This is a genomic window from Mesorhizobium sp. L103C131B0 (assembly GCF_000502275.1).
Taxonomy (GTDB): domain Bacteria; phylum Pseudomonadota; class Alphaproteobacteria; order Rhizobiales; family Rhizobiaceae; genus Mesorhizobium.
Map to the genome: position 1 here is coordinate 113,112 of NZ_AYXC01000009.1, position 21,548 is coordinate 134,659.

The following is a 21,548-nucleotide window of genomic DNA, read 5'->3' on the forward strand; positions in this document are numbered from 1 at the left end:
CGCAAGTGCCGTAATGAGCGGGATTGACGGGCTCGCGCTGTTGGGTCCATGCTGAAGTCTGGAGTGGGCATTACAGCGTATGTTGATTAGCCGGATAGACGTTCGACGATCTGCCGTGGACCCTGTGGCAGAGGTTCCCCGGTGAGCGCGGTGGGAACCGCCGCAGTCCAATCCGGCAAGGCGCAGGACGGCGCCGCCGAAGCCATCCATGTCGAGAACCTGCACAAGAAATTCGGCCATCTGCATGTGCTGAAAGGCGTTTCGCTGTCGGCGCGCGACGGCGAGGTGATCGCCATTATCGGCGGCTCGGGTTCCGGCAAGTCGACGCTGCTGCGCTGCATCAACTGCCTGGAAAACCCGACCAGCGGCATCATCCGCGTCAATGGCGAGGAGATCAAACTCAAGGCCGACAGCCACGGCCACACCGTGCCCGCCGACCGCCGGCAGATCGAACGCATCCGCGCCAAGCTCGGCATGGTGTTCCAGAACTTCAACCTGTGGAGCCACATGACGCTGATCGAGAACGTCATCGAGGTTCCGGTGCATGTTCTGGGCGTCAGGCGCGACGTGGCGATCAGGGAAGCCGAAAAGCTTTTGGCGCGCGTCGGCCTGGCCGAAAAGCGCGACGTCTATCCGGCCTATCTCTCGGGCGGCCAGCAGCAGCGCGCGGCGATCGCCCGCGCCCTGGCCATCAACCCGCGCGTCATGCTGTTCGACGAGCCGACCTCGGCGCTCGACCCGGAGCTGGTCGGCGAGGTGCTGAAGGTGATCGGCGACCTGGCGCGCGAGGGCCGCACCATGGTGCTGGTCACGCATGAAATGAAATTCGCCCGAGAGGTCGCGACCCATGTCGTCTACCTCTGCAACGGGCTGGTCGAGGAAGAGGGGCCGCCGGAGCAGATATTCGGCGCACCGAAATCCGAAAGGCTGAAGCAGTTCATCCGCAACATCGGCTAGGACAAGCCGGGACGGAAGAAAACCGGGAACCAACAACAAACTGGGAGTCGTGACATGAAGACTGTTCTGAAAACATTCGCCGCAGCGCTGCTGCTCGGCGTTGCCGCCATGGGCGTGGCCAAGGCCGATCCGGTCAAGATCGGTGTCGCCGCCGAGCCCTATCCGCCCTTCACCTCGCCGGACGCTTCCGGCAAATGGGTTGGCTGGGAAATCGAGTTCATCGACGCCGTCTGCGCCGAGGAGAAGCTCGACTGCGTCATCACGCCTGTCGCCTGGGACGGCATCATCCCGGCGCTGACGACCAAGAAGATCGACGTCATCGCCAGTTCGATGTCGATCACCGCCGAACGCGAGAAGACCATCGACTTCTCGGATAAGTACTACAACACGCCGACCGCCATCATCGGGCCGAAGGACCAGAAATTCGGCGCCACGCCGGACGATCTCAAGGGCAAAGTGCTCGGCGTGCAGGTGTCGACCACCCATTCGGCCTATGCCAAGAAGCATTTCGGGCCCACGGCCGCCGAGATCAAGGAATACCAGACGCAGGACGAAGCCAACAACGATCTGGCCGCAGGCCGCCTCGACGCCGTCCAGGCGGATTCGATCGCGCTCGACGCATTTCTGAAGTCGGACCAGGGCAAGGCCTGCTGCGATCTGAAGGGCATGGTGGCTCCGGACGATGAAGTGCTCGGACCGGGCGTGGGCGCCGGCGTGCGCAAGGAAGACACCGACCTTAAGGCCAAGATCAACGCCGGCATCAAGGCGATCCGCTCGAACGGCAAATATGACGAGATATCGAAGAAATACTTCGATTTCGACATTTACGGTGGTGGCGGCGCGCAGTCGAACTGACGATCCTCGCATGAGCTGAGGGGCATGGCGCCAACGCCATGCCCCTCCTGCCCGACCTTTCCCAGACATGCTGCCACCGACGCTGCCGTCGGCGGTGGTTGAAGCCAGCAATCCGGGGGCGACGCTGATCGACGCACTTCTTTCGGCCTCGGCGGCCAGCATCATAGAACTTCTCTCGCCCAATCCGCCGGGCTGGGGCGGCACGCTGTTGCTTGGGCTGCTCCATTCGATCGAGATCGCGCTCGGCGCCACGGTCCTTGGTCTCCTGATCGGCACCGGTGGCGCCTTTGGCAAGCTTTACGGCGGGCCGGTCGTACGCGACCTGCTGGCGGTTTACACCACCATCGTGCGCGCCGTGCCCGAACTGGTGCTGATCCTGCTGCTCTATTATGCCGGAACAGACCTGATCAACCAGGCGCTGACCGCAATGGGCTACCAGCGCGTCGACATCAGCGGCCTTGCCGCGGGCATCGCCGTGCTCGGCTTTGTCCAGGGTGCCTATTCGACCGAAGTGATCCGCGGCGCCATCCTGGCCATACCGCAGGGCCAGATCGAAGCCGCCCGTGCCTATGGCATGTCACCCGGGCTCATGCTGCGGCGCATCACCTTGCCGGCGATGCTGCCCTTCGCCATACCCGGGCTCGCCAATCTGTGGCTGATCGCCACCAAGGATACGGCCCTTCTGGCGGTCGTCGGCTTTTACGAGCTGGCGCTGGCGACGCGGCAGGCGGCGGGCGTCACCAAAGCCTATTTCACCTTCTTTTTCGCCGCGGGCGTGCTCTATCTCATCTTGTCGCTGGTCTCCAACCTCCTCATCGGCCGTCTCGAGGCCTGGTCGCGGCGCGGTATGCCGTCGCTCAAGGATGCGCGCTGATGGCCGGAGAAGCGACCATCATCAACGCTGCCGCGCGCACGTCGCTGTGGCTGCAGCCGCATCGCATCGTGCTGATCCTGGTCGCAATCGCGCTGGTTTTCGGTGCCGCCTTTTTCATGCGCTGGGACTGGCTTCCGCAATATTATGAAATGGGACTGATCGGCATCTGGCGCTCGCTGTGGATCCTGGCCGTCACCTGCTTTCTCGGCTTCCTGCTCGCCGTGCCGCTCGGGCTGGCGCAGGCCGCCGGCTCTTTCTGGTTTTCCGCGCCCGCCAGGACATTCTGCACCGTCATCAGGGGCACGCCGCTGCTGATCCAGCTATGGCTGCTCTATTACGGGCTAGGCTCGCTGTTTCCGCAATTTCCCTGGATCCGCGAATCCTGGATGTGGCCGTATCTGAGGCAAGCCTGGCCTTATGGAGTGCTGGCACTGACCTTGTCCTTCGCCGGCTATGAGGGCGAAGTGATGCGCGGCGCCTTTGCCGGCGTGCCGAAGGGGCAGTTAGAGGCGGCCCGCGCTTTCGGCATGAGCCGCTGGAAGATTTTCCGCCGCATCTGGCTGCCGCAGGCCATCTACCGGGCGCTGCCGACGCTGACCGGCGAAACCGTGCTGCAGCTGAAGTCGACGCCGCTGGTGGCGACGATCAGCGTCATCGACATCTTCGCAGTCTCGTCCAAGGTCCGGCAGGACACCTACCTCACCTACGAACCCTTGCTGCTTTTGGCGCTGATCTACATGATCATCACCGGCCTCCTGGTGTTTGCATTCAGCAAGATCGAGGCGCGCATACCGAACAAGGTGGGCTAGGGAATAGTGAGTAGGCAGTAGTGAGTAGTCAGCATATGACCGGGAAACCGCTTGCTTTCGCTACTCCCTACTGACTACTCCCTACTCACTCACCACCAATCGGGTCCGCAACATGCAACTCTCTCTCGATCAGGCAACAGGGCTGTGCCGGATGGCGGCGCTCGGCGCCGGCGCCAATGAGGAGGCGGCGAGGTCGCTCACCGCCTCGATCATTGCCGCCGAGGCGGAAGGGCTTTCGACCGTCGGGCTGACCCATTTCATCGATTACCTCGAAGCGCTGGAAGCCGGCCGCATCGACGGCAATGCCGATCCCGTGATCACCAGGCCGGCGCTCGCCGTCTATCAATCCGATGCGCGTGGCGGCCTCGCCCATACCGGCTTCGACCGCACCATCGATGACCTTGCCAAGGCGGCAAAGCTGTTCGGCGTCGCCATCTTCTCGCAGAAGAACGCTTATACCTGCGGCGCACTAGGCTATTTCACCGGGCGTCTGGCGCAACTGGGATTGGTCTCCTTCGCCGCCACCAACGGGCCGGCGGTGCTGGCAGGCTCGGGCTCGGTCAAGCCGGTCTATTGCACCAACCCGATGTCGTTTGCGGCACCCGCCGCCGATGGCGCGCCGCTGGTCATCGACCAGTCGTCGAGCGCCACGGCGTTCGTCAACATCCGCAAGGCGGCCGAGGACGGCAAGAAGATCCCCGAAGGCTGGGCGCTGGACGCCAGCGGCAACCCGACCACCGATCCGGCCGCGGCCATGAAGGGCGCCATGCTGGCCTTCGGCGGCCAGCGCGGCGCCAACATCGCGCTGATGGTCGAAGTGCTGGCGGCTGGCCTGTCGGGCGCCAACTGGTCGCTCGACGCGCCCTGGTTCTCCGGCGGACCGGACAGCCCGGGAACCGGCCTGTTCGTGCTCGCCGTCGAGCCCAAGCTGCTCGACCCGGATTTCGAGCAACGCATGAAGGACCAGCTCGACCGGCTGCGCCGGCGCTTTGGCGTGCACGTTCCGGGCCGGGCGCGGGCCGAAGCGGCCGAGAAGGCGCAGGCGCGCGGCATCAATGCCCCCAAAGCCGTGGTGCAGCGCATTTCCGAGTTCGCCGAGCGCTATTCGGGCTGAAGCGGTCCTGCGACAACGAATTTTTACGCGACCTGACTGAACCTTTCTACCGATCGCAACGACCAATAGCTGCCGGGTCGGGTTTGCCCGGTCGGTGTCTTCTGTCGGATGCGTTTAGGGCCCGGGCGGGCGTATGCCGTCTCAGGTTATCCGCCCCGTTGCGCTCTGTCTCGACCGTTGCGTCACCCGGAAAACCCCGCTTCGGCGGGGTTTTCTGCGTTCGTGCTCTGTGTGCTAAAACATGTGGCGGAAGTTAACTTTTGTTAACTTGACTTGCCGGAACCATCGGGCGTTTGCAAGGGATCGTCACAAAAACAGGAGCTACGATTTCCGCAACCACCGACGCTTCCCGCGGCAAACTTATCGTTCCGGTGTTTGGCCGCCTGTATTCGTCGCTGCATGATGGCGCCGAAACCCTTCTGCGCGTCGTCGCCGGCGGGTTTCACCATTCACGGCTCGCAGAAGATCGCCAACCCTTTCGGCGCCGCCGAGATGGTCGAAGGCCTCGGCTTCTATCCCGGCGCGTTCTGGTCGTTGCATTGTCCTGCACCGAATTCTTCGGCGGCATTCTGATCGCCATCGGCCTGTTGACTCGGCCCGCCGCCTTTGCCGGCATGATCGTGCTGCTGGTCACCGTCTGGTTCCACTGGATCACTGCCGGCCAGGGCTTTTCCGGCGCTGAAAAGTCGCTTCTATGGGCGGCGATCCTGCTGTTCTTCGTTATCCGCGGCGGCAACCGCCAGTCGGTCGACGCGCGCATCGGCAAGGCGTTCTGAAGGGTCTATAAGAGGGTGGCAGCGACGACGCGTCACCCTTTGCCTTTGGCCCAAAACGGACTATGAAACGGCTTCAGCCAAGCTTTCGAGCGCCGGAGCCAGCCATGACCGAAATCCTGCAGATCCCCAAGCTCGTGGTCGTCTTCGGCGGCTCCGGCTTCGTCGGCCGCCACATCGTGCGGGCGCTGGCCAAGCGCGGCTACCGCATCAGGGTGGCGGTGCGCCGGCCCGATCTGGCGGGACATCTGCAGCCGCTCGGCAATGTCGGCCAGATCCAGCCGGTGCAGGCCAATGTGCGCGTGCGCTGGTCGGTCGACCGCGCCGTGCAGGCCGCCGACCATGTCATCAATCTGGTCGCCATCCCGCATGAAAGCGGCCGGCAGAAATTCAACACCGTGCACGAATTCGGCGCCCGCGCCGTCGCCGAAGCCGCACGCTCGGTCGGCGCAGGGCTCACCCACATCTCGGCGCTGGGCGCCGACCTCAACGCCGAATCCGACTATGCCCGCACCAAGGCGCTCGGCGAAAAGGCCGTCCTGGAGACGATCCCGGACGCCGTCATCTTCCGTCCGTCGATCAATTTCGGACCCGAGGACAGTTTCTTCAACCGCTTCGCCGACATGGCGCGCTATTCGCCGGTGCTGCCGCTGATCGGCGGCGGCCAGACCAAGTTCCAGCCGGTCTATGTCGGCGATGTCGCCGAAGCGGTGGCGCGTTCGGTCGAGGGCAAGATCAAGGGCGGCCAGATCTATGAACTCGGCGGGCCGCAAGTGCTCACCTTTAAGCAGTGCATGGAAGAGCTGCTGACCGTCATCGAGCGCAAGCGGCTCCTGGTACCGGTGCCGTGGTGGATGGCCAATCTGCAGGCCTCGATCCTCGGCCTGCTGCCCAACCCGTTGCTGACCAAGGACCAGGTGCTGCTGCTGCGCCAGCCCAACATCGTGTCGGAGGAGGCCAACAAGGCCAACCGGAACCTTGCCGGCCTCGATATCCAGCCGCAGTCTATCGGCACCATCCTGCCCAGCTATCTCTGGCGCTTCCGCGCCGCAGGCCAGTTCCAGCGCAAGCCCGCCGGCATCGCGTAACAAGGCGTTGCGCCGTTAAACGCGCCGCGTGACCTGCATCGGCAGGCCGCCCTGCGGCTGTGTCGTCAGTTTCTGCACCGGCCACGGCTTGGTCTCGGCGGTCACATCGAAGCGGAAGCGCGACAGCATGATGGCCAGCGCAATGATCGCCTCCTGCATGGCGAAGCTGGCGCCGATGCAGATGCGCGGACCGGCGCCGAACGGCAGATACTGGAAGCGGTCGATCTTCTCGCGGTTTCCCGGATGGAAGCGTTCGGGCATGAAGGCGTCGGGCATGTCCCACAGTTTTCTGTGGCGGTGGACGACCCAAGGCATCACCAGTACGGCCGCGCGCTTGGGGAGCACCAGATCGTTCCAGGTCTCCGTCTCGATCGGCTCGCGGTTGATCGACGGCGCCGGCGGATAAAGCCGCAGCGCCTCCTCGAAGGCGGCGCGGGTGAACGGCATTGCGTCGAGCCATTTCGTTGGGTCGGGTTCGCGCGCCAGCACGGCCTCGATCTCGCGCTCGACCTTTTCACGCTCCCACGGCGCTTCGGCGAGGCAGTAGATCGTCCAGCCCAGTGCCCGCGCGGTGGTCTCGTGGCCGGCGCCGATGAAGGTGATGATGTTGTCCTCGACTTCCGCCCGCGTCAGCCCGTCGGGGCCTTCGGCGCGCAGCAGAAGCGTCAGGAAATCCTGCGGCGCGGTGTCGGGGTCGCGCTTCAGCCGCTCCTCGCGCATCTTGACCGTATCGGTGACGATCTTGCGGAAATACGCCATGGTCTTGCGGCCGCGGATGCGGGTCAGCCGCGGCAGCCATTCGGGCGCGCGCAACAGGTCGAGCGGATCGACGCGGCCCATGGTCTCGAACAGGCGGTCGATCTCCTGCGCGAAACTGCCGGGCTCGCCCGCAATCTCGCCCGAAAACAGCGTCTCGGCCAGGATATCGTAGGTGAGCAGCGTCATGTCATGGGCGACATCGGTCATGCCGCCTTCGTCATAGCGGGCGACGAACTGCATCGTGCGGCGCAGCATCGGCTCGGCGAAGCCGAAGATATGCCGCGGCGTGAACACCGGCGCCATCGCTTTGCGCGAGCGCTTCCACACCTCGCCTTCGGCGGTCAACAGCCCGTCGCGCAAGATCGGTCGCAGGATCATCTGGCGCACCGTCGCCATCTTGTAGTTCTTGGCGTTGTCGATCAGCACGTGGCGGATAAGGCCGGGATCGTTGGCGACGATCAGATGCCCGCCGACGCCATTCGCCGAAATCCAGGGCTCGTTGTAGGTGTGCTCGCCCCACAGTTCGAGCGGATTGCGGTAGACGATCCGCATCATCTCCAGCGTCGAAGGCGGCGTCGTGCGCGGCTTGGGCGCCGGCGGCACGAAGGGGACGGGCTGCGTGTCCATGAGGTGCTCCGCTGATAGCTCAGATGTAGTGGCTGGCAATCCGGGCGTCCATGTGACCGAACGGCAAACTGAAACGCTGCAGCGCCCGGTGTGCCCGACAGACGGTGTGTTCATCGGATCGTGACCGCCGGTGAAACGGTTGCGGCTTGTCCGGTTGGACACTCTGCCATAGGTGACAGTTACCAACAGCTACTGCCAATCGCCCAGGAGAGCCCGCTTGAAGCACAAGCTGAACATCATAATCGGCAGCACGCGGCCGGGCCGCGCCGGGCCGGTCTTCGCCCACTGGCTGGAGGATTTTGCCCGCGAGCACGGCAATTTCGAACCGGTGCTGACCGACATTGCCACGTTCCATCTGCCGGTTCTGGACGAGCCGCATCACCCCAGGCTCGGCAATTACCAGAACGACCACACCAAAGCCTGGTCGAAGGTCATTGATGCCGCCGACGCCTTCGTGTTCGTTGCGCCGGAGTACAATTATTTCGTGGCGCCTGCGATCGTCAACGCCATCGACTACCTTGCGCGCGAATGGAAATACAAGCCAGCCGCCATCTTCAGCTATGGCGGCGTTTCCGGAGGCCTGCGCGCCGCGCAGGCGCTGAAGCCGCTGCTGACCGCGGTGGGCGTCATGCCCATCTCGGAAGGCGTCGCGCTGCCGATGTATCAGAAACTGCTGGAGAGCGACGGCTCCTTCCAGGCTAGTGAGCAGGTAGAGGGTGGGACCAAGACCATGCTGGACGAGCTCTCGCGCTGGAGCGGGGCGCTGAAGCCGATGCGGGCTACGTAACGCAGCCGGCCCCGGCTTGCTCATGCCATAAAGAGGTGGAATGGTCGGCAGGTGACTGAGCCGGGGGCGGTTCGATTTGCGCCTGTTGTTTGCCTTGCTGTTGATGCTTGCGACCACCGCCACAGCGGTGGCGGAGCGGCGCGTGGCGTTGGTCATTGCCGAGGACGACTACCGGCTGGTGCGGAAGCTCTCCAATCCGGTCAATGACGGCGAGGCGATGGAAGCGGCGCTGAAGAAGCTCGGCTTCGAAGTCGTGCTTGAGACCAATCGTGATCTCAGGCGCATGCGCCGGGCTCTCGACGATTTTCGCGAGGACGCCAAGGGCGCCGACGTGGCGCTGGTGTATTTCTCCGGCCATGGCGTCGAAATCTCCGGCGACAACCGTCTTCTGCCGGTCGATGCCGATGCCTCCTCGCTCGACCAGCTGGAGAAGACCAGCCTGCCGCTGGAGGAAGTGCGCGATGCGGTTGCCGCCACGGCGAAGGTCGGGCTGATCGTGCTCGACGCCTGCCGCAGCGATCCGTTCACGGGCGGCAGCGGCGACGGGCGTGGCGCCACATCGCTGATCAAGGACCTGGTGGACAAGATCAAGCCGGGCCTCGGACGAGTCGGCAAGGCGGAAAACATCCTGTTCGCCTTTTCGGCGGCGCCCGGCGAGACGGCTGCCGACGACGGTACCGGTGCGAATTCGCCCTTTACAGCGGCGCTGACCAAATACCTCGGCACCGACGGGCTCGAAATCCGCTCGGTGCTGACGCTGGTGCAGCAGGAGGTCTACGACCTTTCGCGCGGGAAACAGCTGCCCTACGTCGAGAGCGGGCTGCCGAAGCTGTTCTTCGCCTCGGCGGCCAAGGAACAATTGCCGGAGCGCGAGCGGCTGCTGCTTGCCATGGCCGATGTGACGCCGGAAATGCGCGGCGCGGTCGAGCGGGTCGCCAGCGATGCCGACATGCCGCTGGCGCCGCTCTATGGCGCGCTGATCAGTTCCGACACCAGCCATCTCTCCGGCGAAAGCCTGGACGCCAAGCTGCGCGAGGCGGCCGACGCCTTCGTCAAGGTGCGCGGCGAGATGAAGACGCTGGCCGCCGACGACCCGCAGGTGACCGAACTGCGCCGCCAGGCCGAGGAACAGTTGGCGCTCGGCGCTTTCGATGGTGCACGCGTGATCTTCGCCAAGGCCGCCGACGTCGACAATGTCTCGCGCCAGGCGTTGAAGGCCAATTTCGTCAGCCGCACCCTGTCCGAAGCCGCGACGCGATTTCTCTCGGGCGGCGCGGCGCGTGCCACCCTGGACTATGCAACCGCCATCAAGGACTATGAAACGGTGCTGGCGCTCTATGGCGAAGCCGGGCAGACCTCGCTCAGCCTGGAACAGGCCGACCGCCAAAGCCGCACGCTGGAAGAGCTCGGCATCCTCTACACAACGGTCGGCAACACCGACGCCGCCGGCCGCGCCTTTGCGGCGCTGGTCGCCAATCTTGAGCAGCGAGCGCGCCAGGAAACCGATCCGAGCGTCAAGCGCGACCTGGCCATCGGCCATATCAAGTTCGCCAACATCAAGATGGCGCAAGGCGATCTGCCGGCCTCCCTGCAAAACTATGAGGCCGCCAGGGACATGTTGCAGGGCCTGACCACAGACGTGCCGGACAAGAAGGACTGGCTCGGCGATCTCGCCATGGCCAATGACAAGATCGGCAACGTGCTGGCCACGCAGGGCGACGTGGGTGCGGCAGCCCAGGCCTACCAGCAAAGCCTGACCATCAAGCAGCAATTGGCCGATGCCGAGCCGAACAGCGTCTATCTGCTGCGCGACCTGACCATTACCTACGACGAAATCGGCGGTCTTGCCCGCACCGCCGGCCAGCTGGATGGCGCCCAGACTGCATTCGAAGAGAGCCTGAGAATTCGGCTGGCGCTGGCGCAGAACAACCCCGACGACCCCAAGCATCAGCGCGCCGTCTCCGTCAGCTACACAAGGATCGGCGACGTCCTGCGCGAGCGTGGCGACGCTGCGGGCGCGCTCGACGCCTACAACAAGAGCCAAATAATCGCCGAAGCGCTGGTGCGCCGCGACTCAAACGACACCGATTTGAAGCGCGACCTGTCGGTCGGTTACGCCAAGATCGGCAATGCTTACGGCGACCAGAAGGACTGGCCACTCGCGTTGGAGGCCTACCAGCAGGCGCTGGCCACGGCGCGAGACCTTGCCGCCAGCGACCCAGGCAACACCGATTGGCAACGCGACCTGTCGGTCTGCCTGGAAAAAATTGCCGGCGTGTTTGATGCCCAGGGCGATATCGCCGGTGCTTTGCAGAACTACCAGGACAGTCTCGTCATTGCCGACCGGTTGGCAAATCTCGACCCGGGCAATTCCGACTGGCAGCGCGACCTGTCGATCACGTTCGAGGAAATAGGCCTGCTGGAGACCAAGCAGCGCCACTATGAGGGCTCGAAGAAGGCCTTCGAAGCCAGCCTGGCCATCCGCCAGCGGTTGGCCCTGTCCGATCCGGACAATGCGATCTGGCAATTCGATCTGGTACAGGCCTACATCAACTATGCCTATGTGGCGAAGAATCCGAAGGCTGTGTTGTCGCAGGCGCTAGACCTGACGCTGGAGCTTGACCGCACAGGCAAACTGGCGCCGAGAGACAAACCCACGATCAAATATCTGCGCCGTCTTCTGGCCAAATTGAAAGCCGCGAAAAAATAGCCGGCTGCCAGCTCGGGATTCAGCCCTGAAATGCCCGCAAACCTTGGAAAAACCGCCTTTTGTGCCAATATCTAGGACATCAAAGCGGCGTGATTCGAAGCCATTTTTTCGCGCTGAGCATGCGGCATCAATCAGACAGGTTTTCATGAGCGATCAAAGCGACAACGCCAACGGCGCTGAGGCCGAATACGGCGCCGATTCCATCAAGGTTTTGAAGGGGTTGGACGCTGTCCGCAAGCGGCCGGGCATGTATATCGGCGATACCGACGACGGCTCGGGCCTGCATCACATGGTCTATGAGGTGGTCGACAACGCCATCGACGAGGCGCTGGCCGGCCATGCCGATCTCGTCACGGTGACGCTCAATCCCGACGGTTCGGTCACCGTTATCGACAATGGCCGCGGGATTCCGACCGATATTCACACTGGCGAAGGCATTTCGGCGGCCGAAGTGATCATGACGCAGCTGCATGCCGGCGGCAAATTCGACCAGAATTCCTACAAGGTGTCCGGCGGCCTGCACGGCGTCGGCGTCTCGGTGGTCAACGCGTTGTCGGCCTGGCTGAAGCTGAAAATCCGCCGCAACGGCCAGATTTTCGAGATGAGCTTCACGCATGGCAATGCCGATGCGCCGCTCAAGGCCACCGGCAGCTATGAGCAGAACAAGCAGCCCGGCACCTATGAGGGCCGCAGCGGTTCCGAGATCACCTTCTTTCCGTCGTCCGAAACCTTCACCATGGTCGAGTTCGACTTCGGCACGCTGGAGCACCGGCTGCGCGAACTCGCCTTCCTGAATTCCGGCGTACGCATCATCTTGACCGATGCCCGCCATGCCGATCTCGTGCGCCACGAACTGCACTATGATGGCGGCCTGGAAGAGTTCGTCAAATATCTCGACCGGGTCAAGAAACCGCTGATCGACAAGCCGATCGCCATCAAGGCCGAGCGCGACGGCATTACCGTCGAAGTGGCGATGTGGTGGAACGACAGCTACCACGAGAACGTGCTGGCCTTCACCAACAACATCCCGCAGCGCGATGGCGGCACCCATCTGGCCGGCTTCCGCGGCGCGCTGACGCGCCAGATCACCGGCTATGGCGAGTCCTCGGGCCTGACCAAGAAGGAAAAGGTGGCGCTGATCGGCGACGATTGCCGCGAGGGCCTGACGGCGGTGCTGTCGGTCAAGGTTCCCGACCCGAAATTCTCCTCGCAGACCAAGGACAAGCTGGTCTCGTCCGAGGTGCGCCCGGTGGTCGAAGGCCTGGTCAACGAGGCGCTCGGCACCTGGCTGGAAGAACATCCCAGCGAAGGCAAGGTGGTCATCGACAAGGTGATCCAGGCGGCCGCGGCGCGGGAAGCCGCGCGCAAGGCGCGCGACATCACCCGCAAGAGCTCGCTCGGCGTCACCTCGCTGCCCGGCAAGCTCGCCGACTGCCAGGAACGCGACCCGGCGAAATCCGAAATCTTCATCGTCGAGGGTGATTCCGCCGGCGGCTCGGCCAAGGGTGGCCGTTCGCGCCAGAACCAGGCGATCCTGCCGCTGCGCGGCAAGATCCTCAATGTCGAGCGCGCCCGCTTCGACCGCATGCTCGGCTCCGAGATGATCGGCACGCTGATCACCGCGCTCGGCACCTCGATCGGCAAGGACGAGTTCAACGCCGACAAGCTGCGCTACCACAAGATCATCCTGATGACCGACGCCGACGTCGACGGCGCCCATATCAGGACCTTGCTGTTGACCTTCTTCTTCCGGCAGATGCCGGAGTTGATCGAGCGCGGCCATCTCTACATCGCCCAGCCGCCGCTCTACAAAGTGACGCGCGGCAAGAGCTCGCAATACATCAAGGACGAGAGCGCCTTCGAGGAGTTCCTGATCGGCTCCGGGCTGGAAGAGGCGTCGCTGACGCTTGCCTCCGGCGAGGCGCGGGCCGGACAGGATCTGCGCGGCTCGATCGACGATGCACTGGCCGTGCGCCAGCTCATTAACGGGCTGCACACGCGCTACAACAGGGGCGTGGTCGAACAGGCGGCGATCGCCGGCGCGCTCAATGCCGACGTGTTGAACGACCTCGGCCGCGCCAACGCCATGGCCGAGCGCGTGGCCCAGCGCCTCGACATCATTGCCGAAGACACCGAGCGCGGCTGGACCGGCCGGCTGTCGACCTCCAATGAAGGCGTCGGCGGCTACGTGTTCGAACGCACGGTGCGCAGCGTCAAGGAATTCGCGCAGCTCGATGCCGGGCTGATAAATTCAGCCGACGCACGCCAGCTCGACCGCTATGCCCCGCGCCTCATGGAAGTCTATGGCGAGCCGCCGGTGCTGCGTCGCAAGGATGTCTCCGAAACCATTTCGGGGCCGCTGGCGCTGCTCAACGCGGTGTTTGCGACCGGCCGCAAGGGCCTGACCATGCAGCGCTACAAGGGCCTCGGCGAGATGAATGCCGAGCAGCTCTGGGAAACCACGCTCGACCCGAATGTGCGCTCGCTGCTGCAGGTCAAGGTCAATGACGCCACCGATGCGGATTCGCTGTTTTCGCGGCTGATGGGCGACGAGGTCGAACCGCGGCGCGAATTCATCCAGGACAACGCGCTGTCAGTTGCCAATCTGGACATTTGAGGGCTGGGGGCCTTGCCGCCGGAGCTCCACTCCGGGTCAGGCCTTTGGCTCCAGCTTCCGACCAAGGTCCACCGCGTCGCGCAGCACTTGCAGATGCGAGCGCGGCGCGGTGCCCGCCGGCAGGGCGATTTCGACGCCGTTTGCCGTCGATGACCAATAAAGCGTGTGGGTGAAGATACGGCCAAGTGAGCTGCGAAGCTCGATCTGGATGTTCTCCACACCGGGGCCGAAGTTTTCCGTCATCGGACCGGAAATCGGATCGCCTGTCGCCCAGCCATTGCCGCGGTCGTAGACGTTCGTCCAGCGCGTTGCCGCAAACACCGCGCCATGATGCACCGCGCGCTGCGCCTTGCCTGCTTGGCTGTGTCCTTCCTGGTAAAGCACGGTGCCGCCGGCGCGCCCGTCATCGGCAATCGGCGGGCACGCCGAGAACAGGCGCTCAGCAAGGCCACGCCTGAATTCCGCGAGATTGGAGGTCACCAGGAATTCGCTGTGGGAGAGCGGACTGCCAAGCGTGACGAAATCGCTGATCTTCCAGGGCAGCGGGTGGTCGGCGTCCTTGGTCCGAAGCTGCTGGTAGAGCGCCCATTGGCCGCGCCGGAACCCGGCGAGGTCTTCAAGATTGTTTGGCCACGCTGACCCATCAGAGCCGAGCGTTGCCTTGTCGATGGCCTCGACCGCCGCCAGTTTGGCCTTGTCGCGGACCGCTTCCAGCCTTCGCGGCCGGAACTCGGCCCACAGGATCTGCAGCAAATCATAGGCGATGATCGACCCAAGGCTGTGCGAGACCAGCACGATGCGGTCGTAAGCATCGTCCTTCATCAGCGTCTTGAGCAACGTCAGGCCTCTGTCGCGGATCAGCGCACGCTTCTCGATCGTCGCCGCCTCGGCGCGCACATAAGCGGCGACGTCGCCGAAATAGGGCAGGGCGAACTGATCCACCGCCCAGATGACAAAAGAAGCGAGGGTGGTGATCATCAGGCCGGTCGTCAAGGTAACGGCCTGTTGCCAGACCGATGTTGCCAGCACGAGTGCTGCGCCCAGAATGACGATAATGATCAGAAGTGTGGTGACGTAAAGCTTGCGGGCGTCGAGCGGAATGTCGGCGGGCTTGCGCCACAACAGGTTCGTCACCCAGGCGGCCAGCCGGCCGCGCGTCGTGCCTTGCGTGATGTCGGCCCAATAAAGCTCGTAGAAATCGGTACGGCGGCCATCGACGTCGTAGGGCGTGGTGATGCGGCGCAGCTCGTGTGACTTGGTCCGGCTGTCGGGCGTGATCCAGCTCTGGTTGATCGTGGCGCCGGAAACGGCCGGATCGGGAATCTGGGCGTAGGGTGGAGCACGGGTGGGATCGCTGCTCCAGACCGCCTGGACGAATCCCCTCAGCGTACCCATCGGCCGCTGCTCGCCCATGCCGTGCACGATCACCACCGCCTGGCCGGGGTGCGCCTTTTTGTAAGCCAGCGATGCGACAGTCTTGGGCATCAGCGTCTCCGTTGACGACATCCGACGGCGGGATCGCTCATGCTACCCCCGGCTCACCGAGCCAACAATACACGGCAGCCCATGTGGAACTCCGTGAACCAATCCACAGTTTCGCAGTCGTGCCTCGGGCCGCGCGGAAAATAGTTCCGTTCCCGGCAAGCAAATCATTTCATTGCCCTTCGGAACGGAAATCGCTCAGGAACATTGTGACGACATCGATCAATTTCTCGCAGGGAGGCTCTTTATGGGACGCGGTATTTTGCTCTGGTTGCTCGGTATTCCGATCCCGATCATCATTCTCATCATGCTGTTCGTACGGTAGGAGGCGTCGATGCAGTCCACCGTATCGGCTGTCGACGTATCCGCCTCAACGGAATCCTCCGCCCCGGCCGTCAGCTGGGGTCCGATCATCGCCGGCGCCTTCGCGGCCTCGACGCTGACCTTCATCCTCATGCTGCTCGGTTCGGGGCTGGGGCTGACCATGGTCTCGCCGTGGTCCGGCGCCAGTGCCTCGCTGACCACCTTCGCGGTGTCCGGCGCCATCTGGCTCATCATCGTGCAATGGCTGTCCTCCGGGGTCGGTGGCTATCTTGCCGGACGCCTGCGCACCAAATGGGTCGGCATCCACACCGACGAGGTCTATTTCCGTGACACCGCGCACGGCCTCCTCGCCTGGGCGCTGGCGACATTGCTGGTCGTCGGCATTCTCGGGTCGGCGCTGTCGGCAGTGCTTGGTACAGGCGTGCAGGCGGCTTCTACTGTTGCCTCAGGCGCCGCCATGGGTGCTTCGGCCGGCGCGTCCGCCAATGCCGGCAGCGCACCGGCCGACAATGCAACGTCCTATCTTGTGGATACGCTGTTCCGTCCGGCTGATGCCGCCAGGCTCGCGGCGGCCAATCCGGACAGCGATGCGGCTGCGGCCGGGCAGGCTTCGCGCATCCTCGTCGCCAGTGCGGCGGCAGGCGAAATTTCGGCTGACGACAAGACCTATCTGTCGCAGCTGGTCGCCGCCCGCACCGGGCTTTCCGAGGCTGACGCCAAGGCGCGTGTCGACGCCCTGGTGGCCAGGGTCGAGGACGCCAAGGTCAAGGCCAAGCAGGCCGCCGACGCCGCACGGAAAGGCAGCGCCACCTTCGCACTGCTTGGCGCCCTGTCGCTGGTTATCGGCGCCTTCATCGCCAGCGCTGCGGCAGCACTGGGCGGCAGGCAGCGCGACGACGAGGAAGCGGTTTTCCTGACCAGCCGCTGAACCGGTCTTCAACATCAAAAAGCCCGGTCGAACCGGGCTTTTTTGTTTCCGATGATGGACCGACAACCTTCCAGTGGAAGGTTGCGGCGGGGTCAGTGATCCATGGCCTTGACGATTTCCTCGGTCATCTTCTTGGCGTCGCCGAGCAGCATCATGGTGCCGTCCTTGTAGAACAGCGTGTTGTCGATGCCGGCGTAGCCCGAGCCGAGCGAGCGCTTGACGAACAGGCAGGTGCGGGCCTTGTCGACGTCGAGGATCGGCATACCGTAGATCGGCGACGACTTGTCGTCGCGGGCGGACGGATTGGTGACGTCATTGGCGCCGATGACATAGGCGACATCGGCCTGCGCGAACTCGGAGTTGATATCTTCCAGTTCGAACACTTCGTCATAGGGAACATTGGCTTCGGCGAGCAGCACGTTCATGTGGCCCGGCATGCGGCCTGCCACGGGGTGGATGGCGTATTTGACGTCGACGCCATTGGCCTTGAGCTTATCGGCCATTTCGCGCAGCGCGTGCTGGGCCTGGGCGACCGCCATGCCGTAGCCCGGCACGATGATGACCTTCTGTGCGTTCATCATCAGATAGGCGGCGTCGTCGGCCGAGCCCTGCTTGACCGTGCGTTCGATGCCGTCATCGGCAACCGCCGCGGTCTCGCCGCCGAAGCCGCCGAGGATGACCGAGATGAACGACCGGTTCATGCCCTTGCACATGATGTAGGACAGGATGGCGCCGGACGAGCCGACCAGCGCGCCGGTGATGATCAACGCCAGATTGCCAAGCGTGAAGCCGAGTGCCGCGGCGGCCCAGCCGGAATAAGAATTCAGCATCGAGACGACGACCGGCATGTCGGCGCCGCCGATCGGGATGATCAAGAGGACGCCGAGCGCCAGCGACGCCGCGACGATCAGCCAGAACACCAGCTTGGCCTCGGTGGTGACCAGAAGCACGATCAGCACGATCAGCGCGATGCCGAGGACCGCGTTGATGATGTGACGGCCGCCGATCATGATCGGCTTGCCCGACATGCGGCCATCGAGCTTGAGGAAGGCGATGACGGAGCCGGTGAAAGTGATGGCGCCGATGGCAACGCCAAGGCTCATCTCGATCAGCGCCTGGGCGTGGATGTCGCCATTCGTGCCGATGCCGAAACTTTCCGGCGCGTAGATGGCGGCTGCCGCGACCATGACGGCGGCAAGGCCGACCAGCGAGTGGAAGGCGGCGACCAGCTGCGGCATCGACGTCATGGCGATGCGGCGCGCTGTAACGGCGCCGACGCCGCCGCCGATGGCCAGACCAAGCACGATCAGGCCGAAGCGCCCGGCGGACGGAGTCGCCAGCGCCAGCGTGGTGGCGATGGCAATGCCCATGCCGATCATGCCGTAGAGATTGCCTTGGCGGCTGGTGGTCGGATGCGACAGGCCGCGAAGCGCCATGATGAACAGGACGCCAGAGACCAGGTAGAGGAAGGACGCGAAGTTGGCGTTCATGGCGCTCTACCGGTCCTTCTTCTTGTACATGGCCAGCATGCGCTGGGTGACCAGGAAGCCGCCAAAGATGTTGACCGAGACCAGCATCAGCGCGACGAAGCCGAAGCCGGTGGCAATGCCGGAGGCCGAGATGCCGACGGCCAGCAGCGCGCCGACGACGATGACCGAGGAGATGGCGTTGGTGACCGCCATCAGCGGCGTGTGCAGCGCCGGCGTCACCGACCAGACGACGTAGTATCCGACGAAGATCGCAAGTACGAAGATGGCGAAGCGGAAGACGAAGGGATCGATGGCGCCGCCGGACAGTGCGTGCGCGGCATCGCCCGCCGCATCGGCGCCACCGGGCGCGTTGGCCAGGTTCTGCACAGCCAGCCGGACGGCGGCACTTGCCTGGTCGAGCTGATCGAGGGCTTTCTGCAAGGTCTGATCCATCACGCGATCCCCTTCGGCTTGGCGGCGGACTTGCCGGCAGTGGCTTTGTCGGACGCCTTTTTCGGTGCAGCCTTCTTCGGCGTGGCATCAGCCACCATGGTCTCCGCCGGAATGGCCGCCGGTTCGACATGGGGCTGTTCCGCCGCCTTGGCGAAGGCCGGATGCACCACGCGGCCAGCGTCGGTCAGCATCGTCGCCTTGACCAGATCGTCTTCGCGGTTGATGGCGAGCGTCTTGCTGGTCTTGTCGACCAGCGTCTCGAGGAAGGCGAACAGGTTCCTGGCGTAGAGCAGCGAGGCCGATGCGGCGACGCGGCCGGGCACGTTGAGGTGGCCGACGATTTTCACGCCATTGGCCGTGGTCACCACCTGGCCTGCAACTGCGCCTTCGACATTGCCGCCGCGCTCGACGGCGAGGTCGACGATCACCGAGCCCGGCTTCATCGAGGCGACCATCGCCGCCGACACCAGCTTCGGCGCCGGACGGCCGGGGATCAGCGCCGTGGTGATGACGATGTCCTGCTTGGCGATGTGCTCAGCGGTGAGCGCTGCCTGCTTGGCCTGGTACTCCTTCGACATTTCCTTGGCGTAGCCGCCGGCGGTCTCGGCCGCCTTGAACTCCTCGTCCTCGACGGCGAGGAACTTTGCGCCGAGCGACGCCACCTGTTCCTTGGCGGCGGGACGAACGTCGGTGGCGGTGACGACGGCGCCGAGACGGCGCGCCGTGGCGATCGCCTGCAGGCCGGCAACGCCGACGCCCATAATGAAGATCTTCGCTGCCGGCACGGTGCCGGCCGCCGTCATCATCATCGGCAACGCGCGGTCATACTCCGATGCGCCGTCGATCACGGCCTGGTAGCCGGCGAGATTGGCCTGCGACGACAGCACGTCCATCGACTGGGCGCGGGTGATGCGCGGCATGAATTCCATCGAGAAGGCGGTGACCCCAGCCTCGGCAAGCGCCGCGACCGCGGCATCATTGCCGTAGGGATCCATGATGGCGATGACCGCCGCACCCGATTTGTAGCCCTTCAGCTCGGCGTTGGTCGGCCGGCGCACCTTCAGCACCACATCCGCCCGGCTCGCATCCGAAGCCTTGCCGATCGCGGCGCCCGCCTTGGCGAACTCCTCATCGGGAATGCGCGACCTGGTGCCGGCGCCCGTCTCGACGGTGACGTCGAAGCCCAGCGCCGCCAGCCGCTTCACGGTATCGGGCGAGGCCGCGACACGAGGCTCGCTGGCATCGAGCTCGCGAGGGATGAAAACCGTCTGTCCCACCGCATGATCCTTTCGGCTGGAACCTGTTTGCGCAAGAGTGCGGCTTTGCGAAAGAGTGCGGCCGGATGTCCGGCTACGCCCTTGGCAAGGGTCTGAAGAGACTATCGGAGAATGAAGGCGCCGAGGGCGAGGATCAGCACGAACAGGATGGTCGCGGAGAAGAAGCCGCCTGCGAAGAAGCCGAAAGCCATGGCCAGGAGCAGGGCGCCGCAGAACAGCGAGCCGTATTTGGCCAGCGCCAGAAAGCCATGATAGGTGCGGTCATGTTCGGCATAGTCCATCTTCGCGCCCAGTTCGACAGGACCGGTCGGCGTGTGATCAGCCATAGGAATACCCCTTCGAAGACATCTTTGAGGCACATAGCGAAAAGCCAGGCCAAGAGCAATGGCGCTATTGCCGCACGACCAGCGACAACAGCCTCAAAGAATGTTGAAAGCCGGCGGTATGGGCTCTTGTCGCCGGCCTGGCGTCGAACGTTAAGGGTTTGCGCTTCAACCGGCCAGATGCGGAAACAGCCCGAGCAGCCCAATGACGATCAGATAGAGCGCGACGATGTAGTTGAGCAGCCGCGGCATCACCAGGATCAGCACGCCGGCAATCAGCGAGATCAGCGGGGTAAGCGCGAGCTCGGGAATATGCATGTCGGTTCCTTTCTATGGCCGCGTCGGCGTCATCCAGAACGCGGAAGCGGCGGGAAAGCTCCAGAGCTCGCGTGCCAAATTGCGCAGGCTTCAGTGGTGTCAGGCGGCTTCGCGGAAAAACTTGGCGGTGGGCAGGATGGTTAGCGGTGCGAGTTCGCCGCTCTTGGGGCGTTGGAAGAGCATGCGCTGCTCGAACGCCGTGGAGTTGAAGAACGGGAAGCGATCCAGCGTCGCCTGCATGTTTTCGGAGCACTTCGACTGGAACAGATGCACGGGAACGGTGAGACCGGGATAGATGCGGGGGGGCACCGCCTGCTCGGAACGGAAGATGCGATGATAGAAGCCGGCATGCTCTTCCTTGACCGCCGTCAGGCAATATGTCGGTTTGAAGTGGCTGCAAGCTACGACCGCAAGCCTGAGCGTCACGTAGGGCAGCACGCGCAGGCTGGTCGACCACTCGATATCGGCAGCGAAACGGCTTGGATCGACGAACGTCTCGCCAACTGCCAGCCGCCGCGCCAGCGTGTCGCCGAACACGGCCGTGCTGGGGGAAACAGGGTATTTCGCGCAGGCGTAGTGGATTCTGATGGTGCTGACCAGAACACCATCGAAGAACACGCCAAATCGGTAGGAATTGCGCAGATCGTCGAAGTCGTCCTTTACCATACGCGAGGCATCGGGCTTCACCATGCCAGCATGAAGGTAGGATTTGTAGCGAAGTCGATAGATGGCTTCCAAATCCTCGGCACCGTCGCAAAGGCGATACTCGACGTGCTCCAGGACGTCCATGATATGACGAGAAAACACCGAAGGAGACTGAGCGGTGGCCCTAGAAGCCACCAGAGGCATACCTGCTAGCTGAGTTTCCATTGTTACCCTCGTGCCGTCGCAACTAAACCATACCGGACGACCGAATGAACAAGAAGATGAAACTCTAATCGTCTGTGTTTACCGAATATTAACGTTAACAATAGGTTAACGTTTTGGCAATTCACAGCTTTTTT

General features: G+C 63.8%; 19 protein-coding genes. 11 read left to right on the forward strand and 8 right to left on the reverse strand.

The window, feature by feature from the left end; genetic code table 11:
- Positions 1–141 precede the first annotated feature (141 nt).
- From X730_RS147885 to X730_RS147860, 7 genes are all read left to right on the forward strand, one after another.
- Positions 142–957, forward strand: coding sequence for an ABC transporter ATP-binding protein (locus X730_RS147885; RefSeq protein WP_023826655.1), 816 nt, complete (start codon positions 142–144; stop codon positions 955–957).
- A 54-nt stretch (positions 958–1,011) separates the two neighbouring features.
- A complete protein-coding gene (locus X730_RS147880; RefSeq protein WP_023671323.1) occupies positions 1,012–1,812 on the forward strand; it encodes a transporter substrate-binding domain-containing protein in 801 nt (266 codons plus the stop codon).
- 208 nt (positions 1,813–2,020) lie between these two features.
- Positions 2,021–2,686 carry an ABC transporter permease gene (locus tag X730_RS147875; protein WP_032891566.1) on the forward strand — a complete coding sequence of 222 codons (666 nt, stop codon included), beginning with the start codon at positions 2,021–2,023 and terminating at the stop codon, positions 2,684–2,686.
- On the forward strand, positions 2,686–3,495 hold the full coding sequence (locus X730_RS147870) for an ABC transporter permease (protein WP_023703668.1): 810 nt from the start codon (positions 2,686–2,688) through the stop codon (positions 3,493–3,495). Before X730_RS147875 ends, X730_RS147870 begins: the two co-directional genes overlap by 1 nt.
- A 112-nt stretch (positions 3,496–3,607) precedes the next feature.
- Positions 3,608–4,609, forward strand: a complete 1,002-nt coding sequence (locus X730_RS147865; RefSeq protein ID WP_023689222.1) for an Ldh family oxidoreductase — start codon at positions 3,608–3,610, stop codon at positions 4,607–4,609.
- 371 nt (positions 4,610–4,980) lie between these two features.
- Positions 4,981–5,385 (forward strand): DoxX family protein, encoded by a 405-nt coding sequence (locus X730_RS01000000164530; protein WP_280815678.1) that lies wholly within the window; start codon positions 4,981–4,983, stop codon positions 5,383–5,385.
- A gap of 104 nt (positions 5,386–5,489) precedes the next feature.
- The gene (locus tag X730_RS147860; RefSeq protein ID WP_023826656.1) at positions 5,490–6,470 is read left to right on the forward strand and encodes a complex I NDUFA9 subunit family protein; all 981 of its coding nucleotides are present in this window, start codon (positions 5,490–5,492) and stop codon (positions 6,468–6,470) included.
- 15 nt (positions 6,471–6,485) lie between these two features.
- Here X730_RS147860 and X730_RS147855 read toward each other — a convergent pair whose 3' ends face one another.
- Complete coding sequence (locus X730_RS147855; RefSeq protein WP_023736883.1) at positions 6,486–7,856, reverse strand: cytochrome P450; 1,371 nt, start codon at positions 7,854–7,856, stop codon at positions 6,486–6,488.
- Positions 7,857–8,073: 217 nt separating this feature from the next.
- On the opposite strand from X730_RS147855, the gene X730_RS147850 reads away from it, so the two are divergent.
- From X730_RS147850 to gyrB, 3 genes are all read left to right on the forward strand, one after another.
- Positions 8,074–8,643 (forward strand): NADPH-dependent FMN reductase, encoded by a 570-nt coding sequence (locus X730_RS147850; RefSeq protein ID WP_023826657.1) that lies wholly within the window; start codon positions 8,074–8,076, stop codon positions 8,641–8,643.
- 76 nt (positions 8,644–8,719) lie between these two features.
- The gene (locus X730_RS147845) at positions 8,720–11,353 is read left to right on the forward strand and encodes a caspase family protein (RefSeq protein ID WP_023826658.1); all 2,634 of its coding nucleotides are present in this window, start codon (positions 8,720–8,722) and stop codon (positions 11,351–11,353) included.
- Between the two features lie 145 nt (positions 11,354–11,498).
- A complete protein-coding gene (gene gyrB / locus X730_RS147840; protein ID WP_023725945.1) occupies positions 11,499–13,970 on the forward strand; it encodes a DNA topoisomerase (ATP-hydrolyzing) subunit B in 2,472 nt (823 codons plus the stop codon).
- A 36-nt stretch (positions 13,971–14,006) separates the two neighbouring features.
- On the opposite strand, the gene X730_RS147835 is transcribed toward gyrB, so the two are convergent.
- The gene (locus X730_RS147835; RefSeq protein WP_031197080.1) at positions 14,007–15,455 is read right to left on the reverse strand and encodes a hypothetical protein; all 1,449 of its coding nucleotides are present in this window, start codon (positions 15,453–15,455) and stop codon (positions 14,007–14,009) included.
- 331 nt (positions 15,456–15,786) lie between these two features.
- Here X730_RS147835 and X730_RS147830 point away from each other — a divergent pair, with 331 nt between their 5' ends.
- Complete coding sequence (locus tag X730_RS147830) at positions 15,787–16,704, forward strand: membrane protein (protein ID WP_023826660.1); 918 nt, start codon at positions 15,787–15,789, stop codon at positions 16,702–16,704.
- Between the two features lie 92 nt (positions 16,705–16,796).
- Here X730_RS147830 and X730_RS147825 read toward each other — a convergent pair whose 3' ends face one another.
- The 6 genes from X730_RS147825 to X730_RS147805 all read right to left on the reverse strand — a co-directional run bounded on the left by X730_RS147825 (position 16,797) and on the right by X730_RS147805 (position 21,414).
- Positions 16,797–18,194 carry an NAD(P)(+) transhydrogenase (Re/Si-specific) subunit beta gene (locus X730_RS147825; RefSeq protein WP_023671337.1) on the reverse strand — a complete coding sequence of 466 codons (1,398 nt, stop codon included), beginning with the start codon at positions 18,192–18,194 and terminating at the stop codon, positions 16,797–16,799.
- A gap of 6 nt (positions 18,195–18,200) precedes the next feature.
- Complete coding sequence (locus X730_RS147820; protein WP_023671338.1) at positions 18,201–18,629, reverse strand: proton-translocating transhydrogenase family protein; 429 nt, start codon at positions 18,627–18,629, stop codon at positions 18,201–18,203.
- Positions 18,626–19,903: a Re/Si-specific NAD(P)(+) transhydrogenase subunit alpha gene (locus X730_RS147815; RefSeq protein ID WP_023739660.1), complete on the reverse strand. Its 1,278-nt coding sequence runs from the start codon at positions 19,901–19,903 to the stop codon at positions 18,626–18,628. Before X730_RS147815 ends, X730_RS147820 begins: the two co-directional genes overlap by 4 nt.
- A 101-nt stretch (positions 19,904–20,004) precedes the next feature.
- Positions 20,005–20,229: an aa3-type cytochrome c oxidase subunit IV gene (locus tag X730_RS147810; protein WP_023671340.1), complete on the reverse strand. Its 225-nt coding sequence runs from the start codon at positions 20,227–20,229 to the stop codon at positions 20,005–20,007.
- A gap of 165 nt (positions 20,230–20,394) precedes the next feature.
- A complete protein-coding gene (locus X730_RS1000000166295; protein WP_023671341.1) occupies positions 20,395–20,544 on the reverse strand; it encodes a DUF3096 domain-containing protein in 150 nt (49 codons plus the stop codon).
- 99 nt (positions 20,545–20,643) lie between these two features.
- Positions 20,644–21,414: a hypothetical protein gene (locus X730_RS147805; protein ID WP_023683521.1), complete on the reverse strand. Its 771-nt coding sequence runs from the start codon at positions 21,412–21,414 to the stop codon at positions 20,644–20,646.
- Positions 21,415–21,548 lie beyond the last annotated feature (134 nt).

What these genes read in the sequence shown, in the direction of transcription:
- X730_RS147880 (WP_023671323.1), top strand. Translation starts at nt 1,012, where the DNA reads ATGAAGACTGTTCTGAAAACATTCGCCGCAGCGCTGCTGCTCGGCGTT.
- X730_RS147870 (WP_023703668.1), top strand. Translation starts at nt 2,686, where the DNA reads ATGGCCGGAGAAGCGACCATCATCAACGCTGCCGCGCGCACGTCGCTG.
- X730_RS147865 (WP_023689222.1), top strand. Translation starts at nt 3,608, where the DNA reads ATGCAACTCTCTCTCGATCAGGCAACAGGGCTGTGCCGGATGGCGGCG.
- X730_RS147860 (WP_023826656.1), top strand. Translation starts at nt 5,490, where the DNA reads ATGACCGAAATCCTGCAGATCCCCAAGCTCGTGGTCGTCTTCGGCGGC.
- X730_RS147855 (WP_023736883.1), bottom strand. Translation starts at nt 7,856, where the DNA reads ATGGACACGCAGCCCGTCCCCTTCGTGCCGCCGGCGCCCAAGCCGCGC.
- gyrB (WP_023725945.1), top strand. Translation starts at nt 11,499, where the DNA reads ATGAGCGATCAAAGCGACAACGCCAACGGCGCTGAGGCCGAATACGGC.
- X730_RS147835 (WP_031197080.1), bottom strand. Translation starts at nt 15,455, where the DNA reads ATGCCCAAGACTGTCGCATCGCTGGCTTACAAAAAGGCGCACCCCGGC.
- X730_RS147830 (WP_023826660.1), top strand. Translation starts at nt 15,787, where the DNA reads ATGCAGTCCACCGTATCGGCTGTCGACGTATCCGCCTCAACGGAATCC.
- X730_RS147825 (WP_023671337.1), bottom strand. Translation starts at nt 18,194, where the DNA reads ATGAACGCCAACTTCGCGTCCTTCCTCTACCTGGTCTCTGGCGTCCTG.
- X730_RS147810 (WP_023671340.1), bottom strand. Translation starts at nt 20,229, where the DNA reads ATGGCTGATCACACGCCGACCGGTCCTGTCGAACTGGGCGCGAAGATG.
- X730_RS1000000166295 (WP_023671341.1), bottom strand. Translation starts at nt 20,544, where the DNA reads ATGCATATTCCCGAGCTCGCGCTTACCCCGCTGATCTCGCTGATTGCC.
- X730_RS147805 (WP_023683521.1), bottom strand. Translation starts at nt 21,414, where the DNA reads ATGGAAACTCAGCTAGCAGGTATGCCTCTGGTGGCTTCTAGGGCCACC.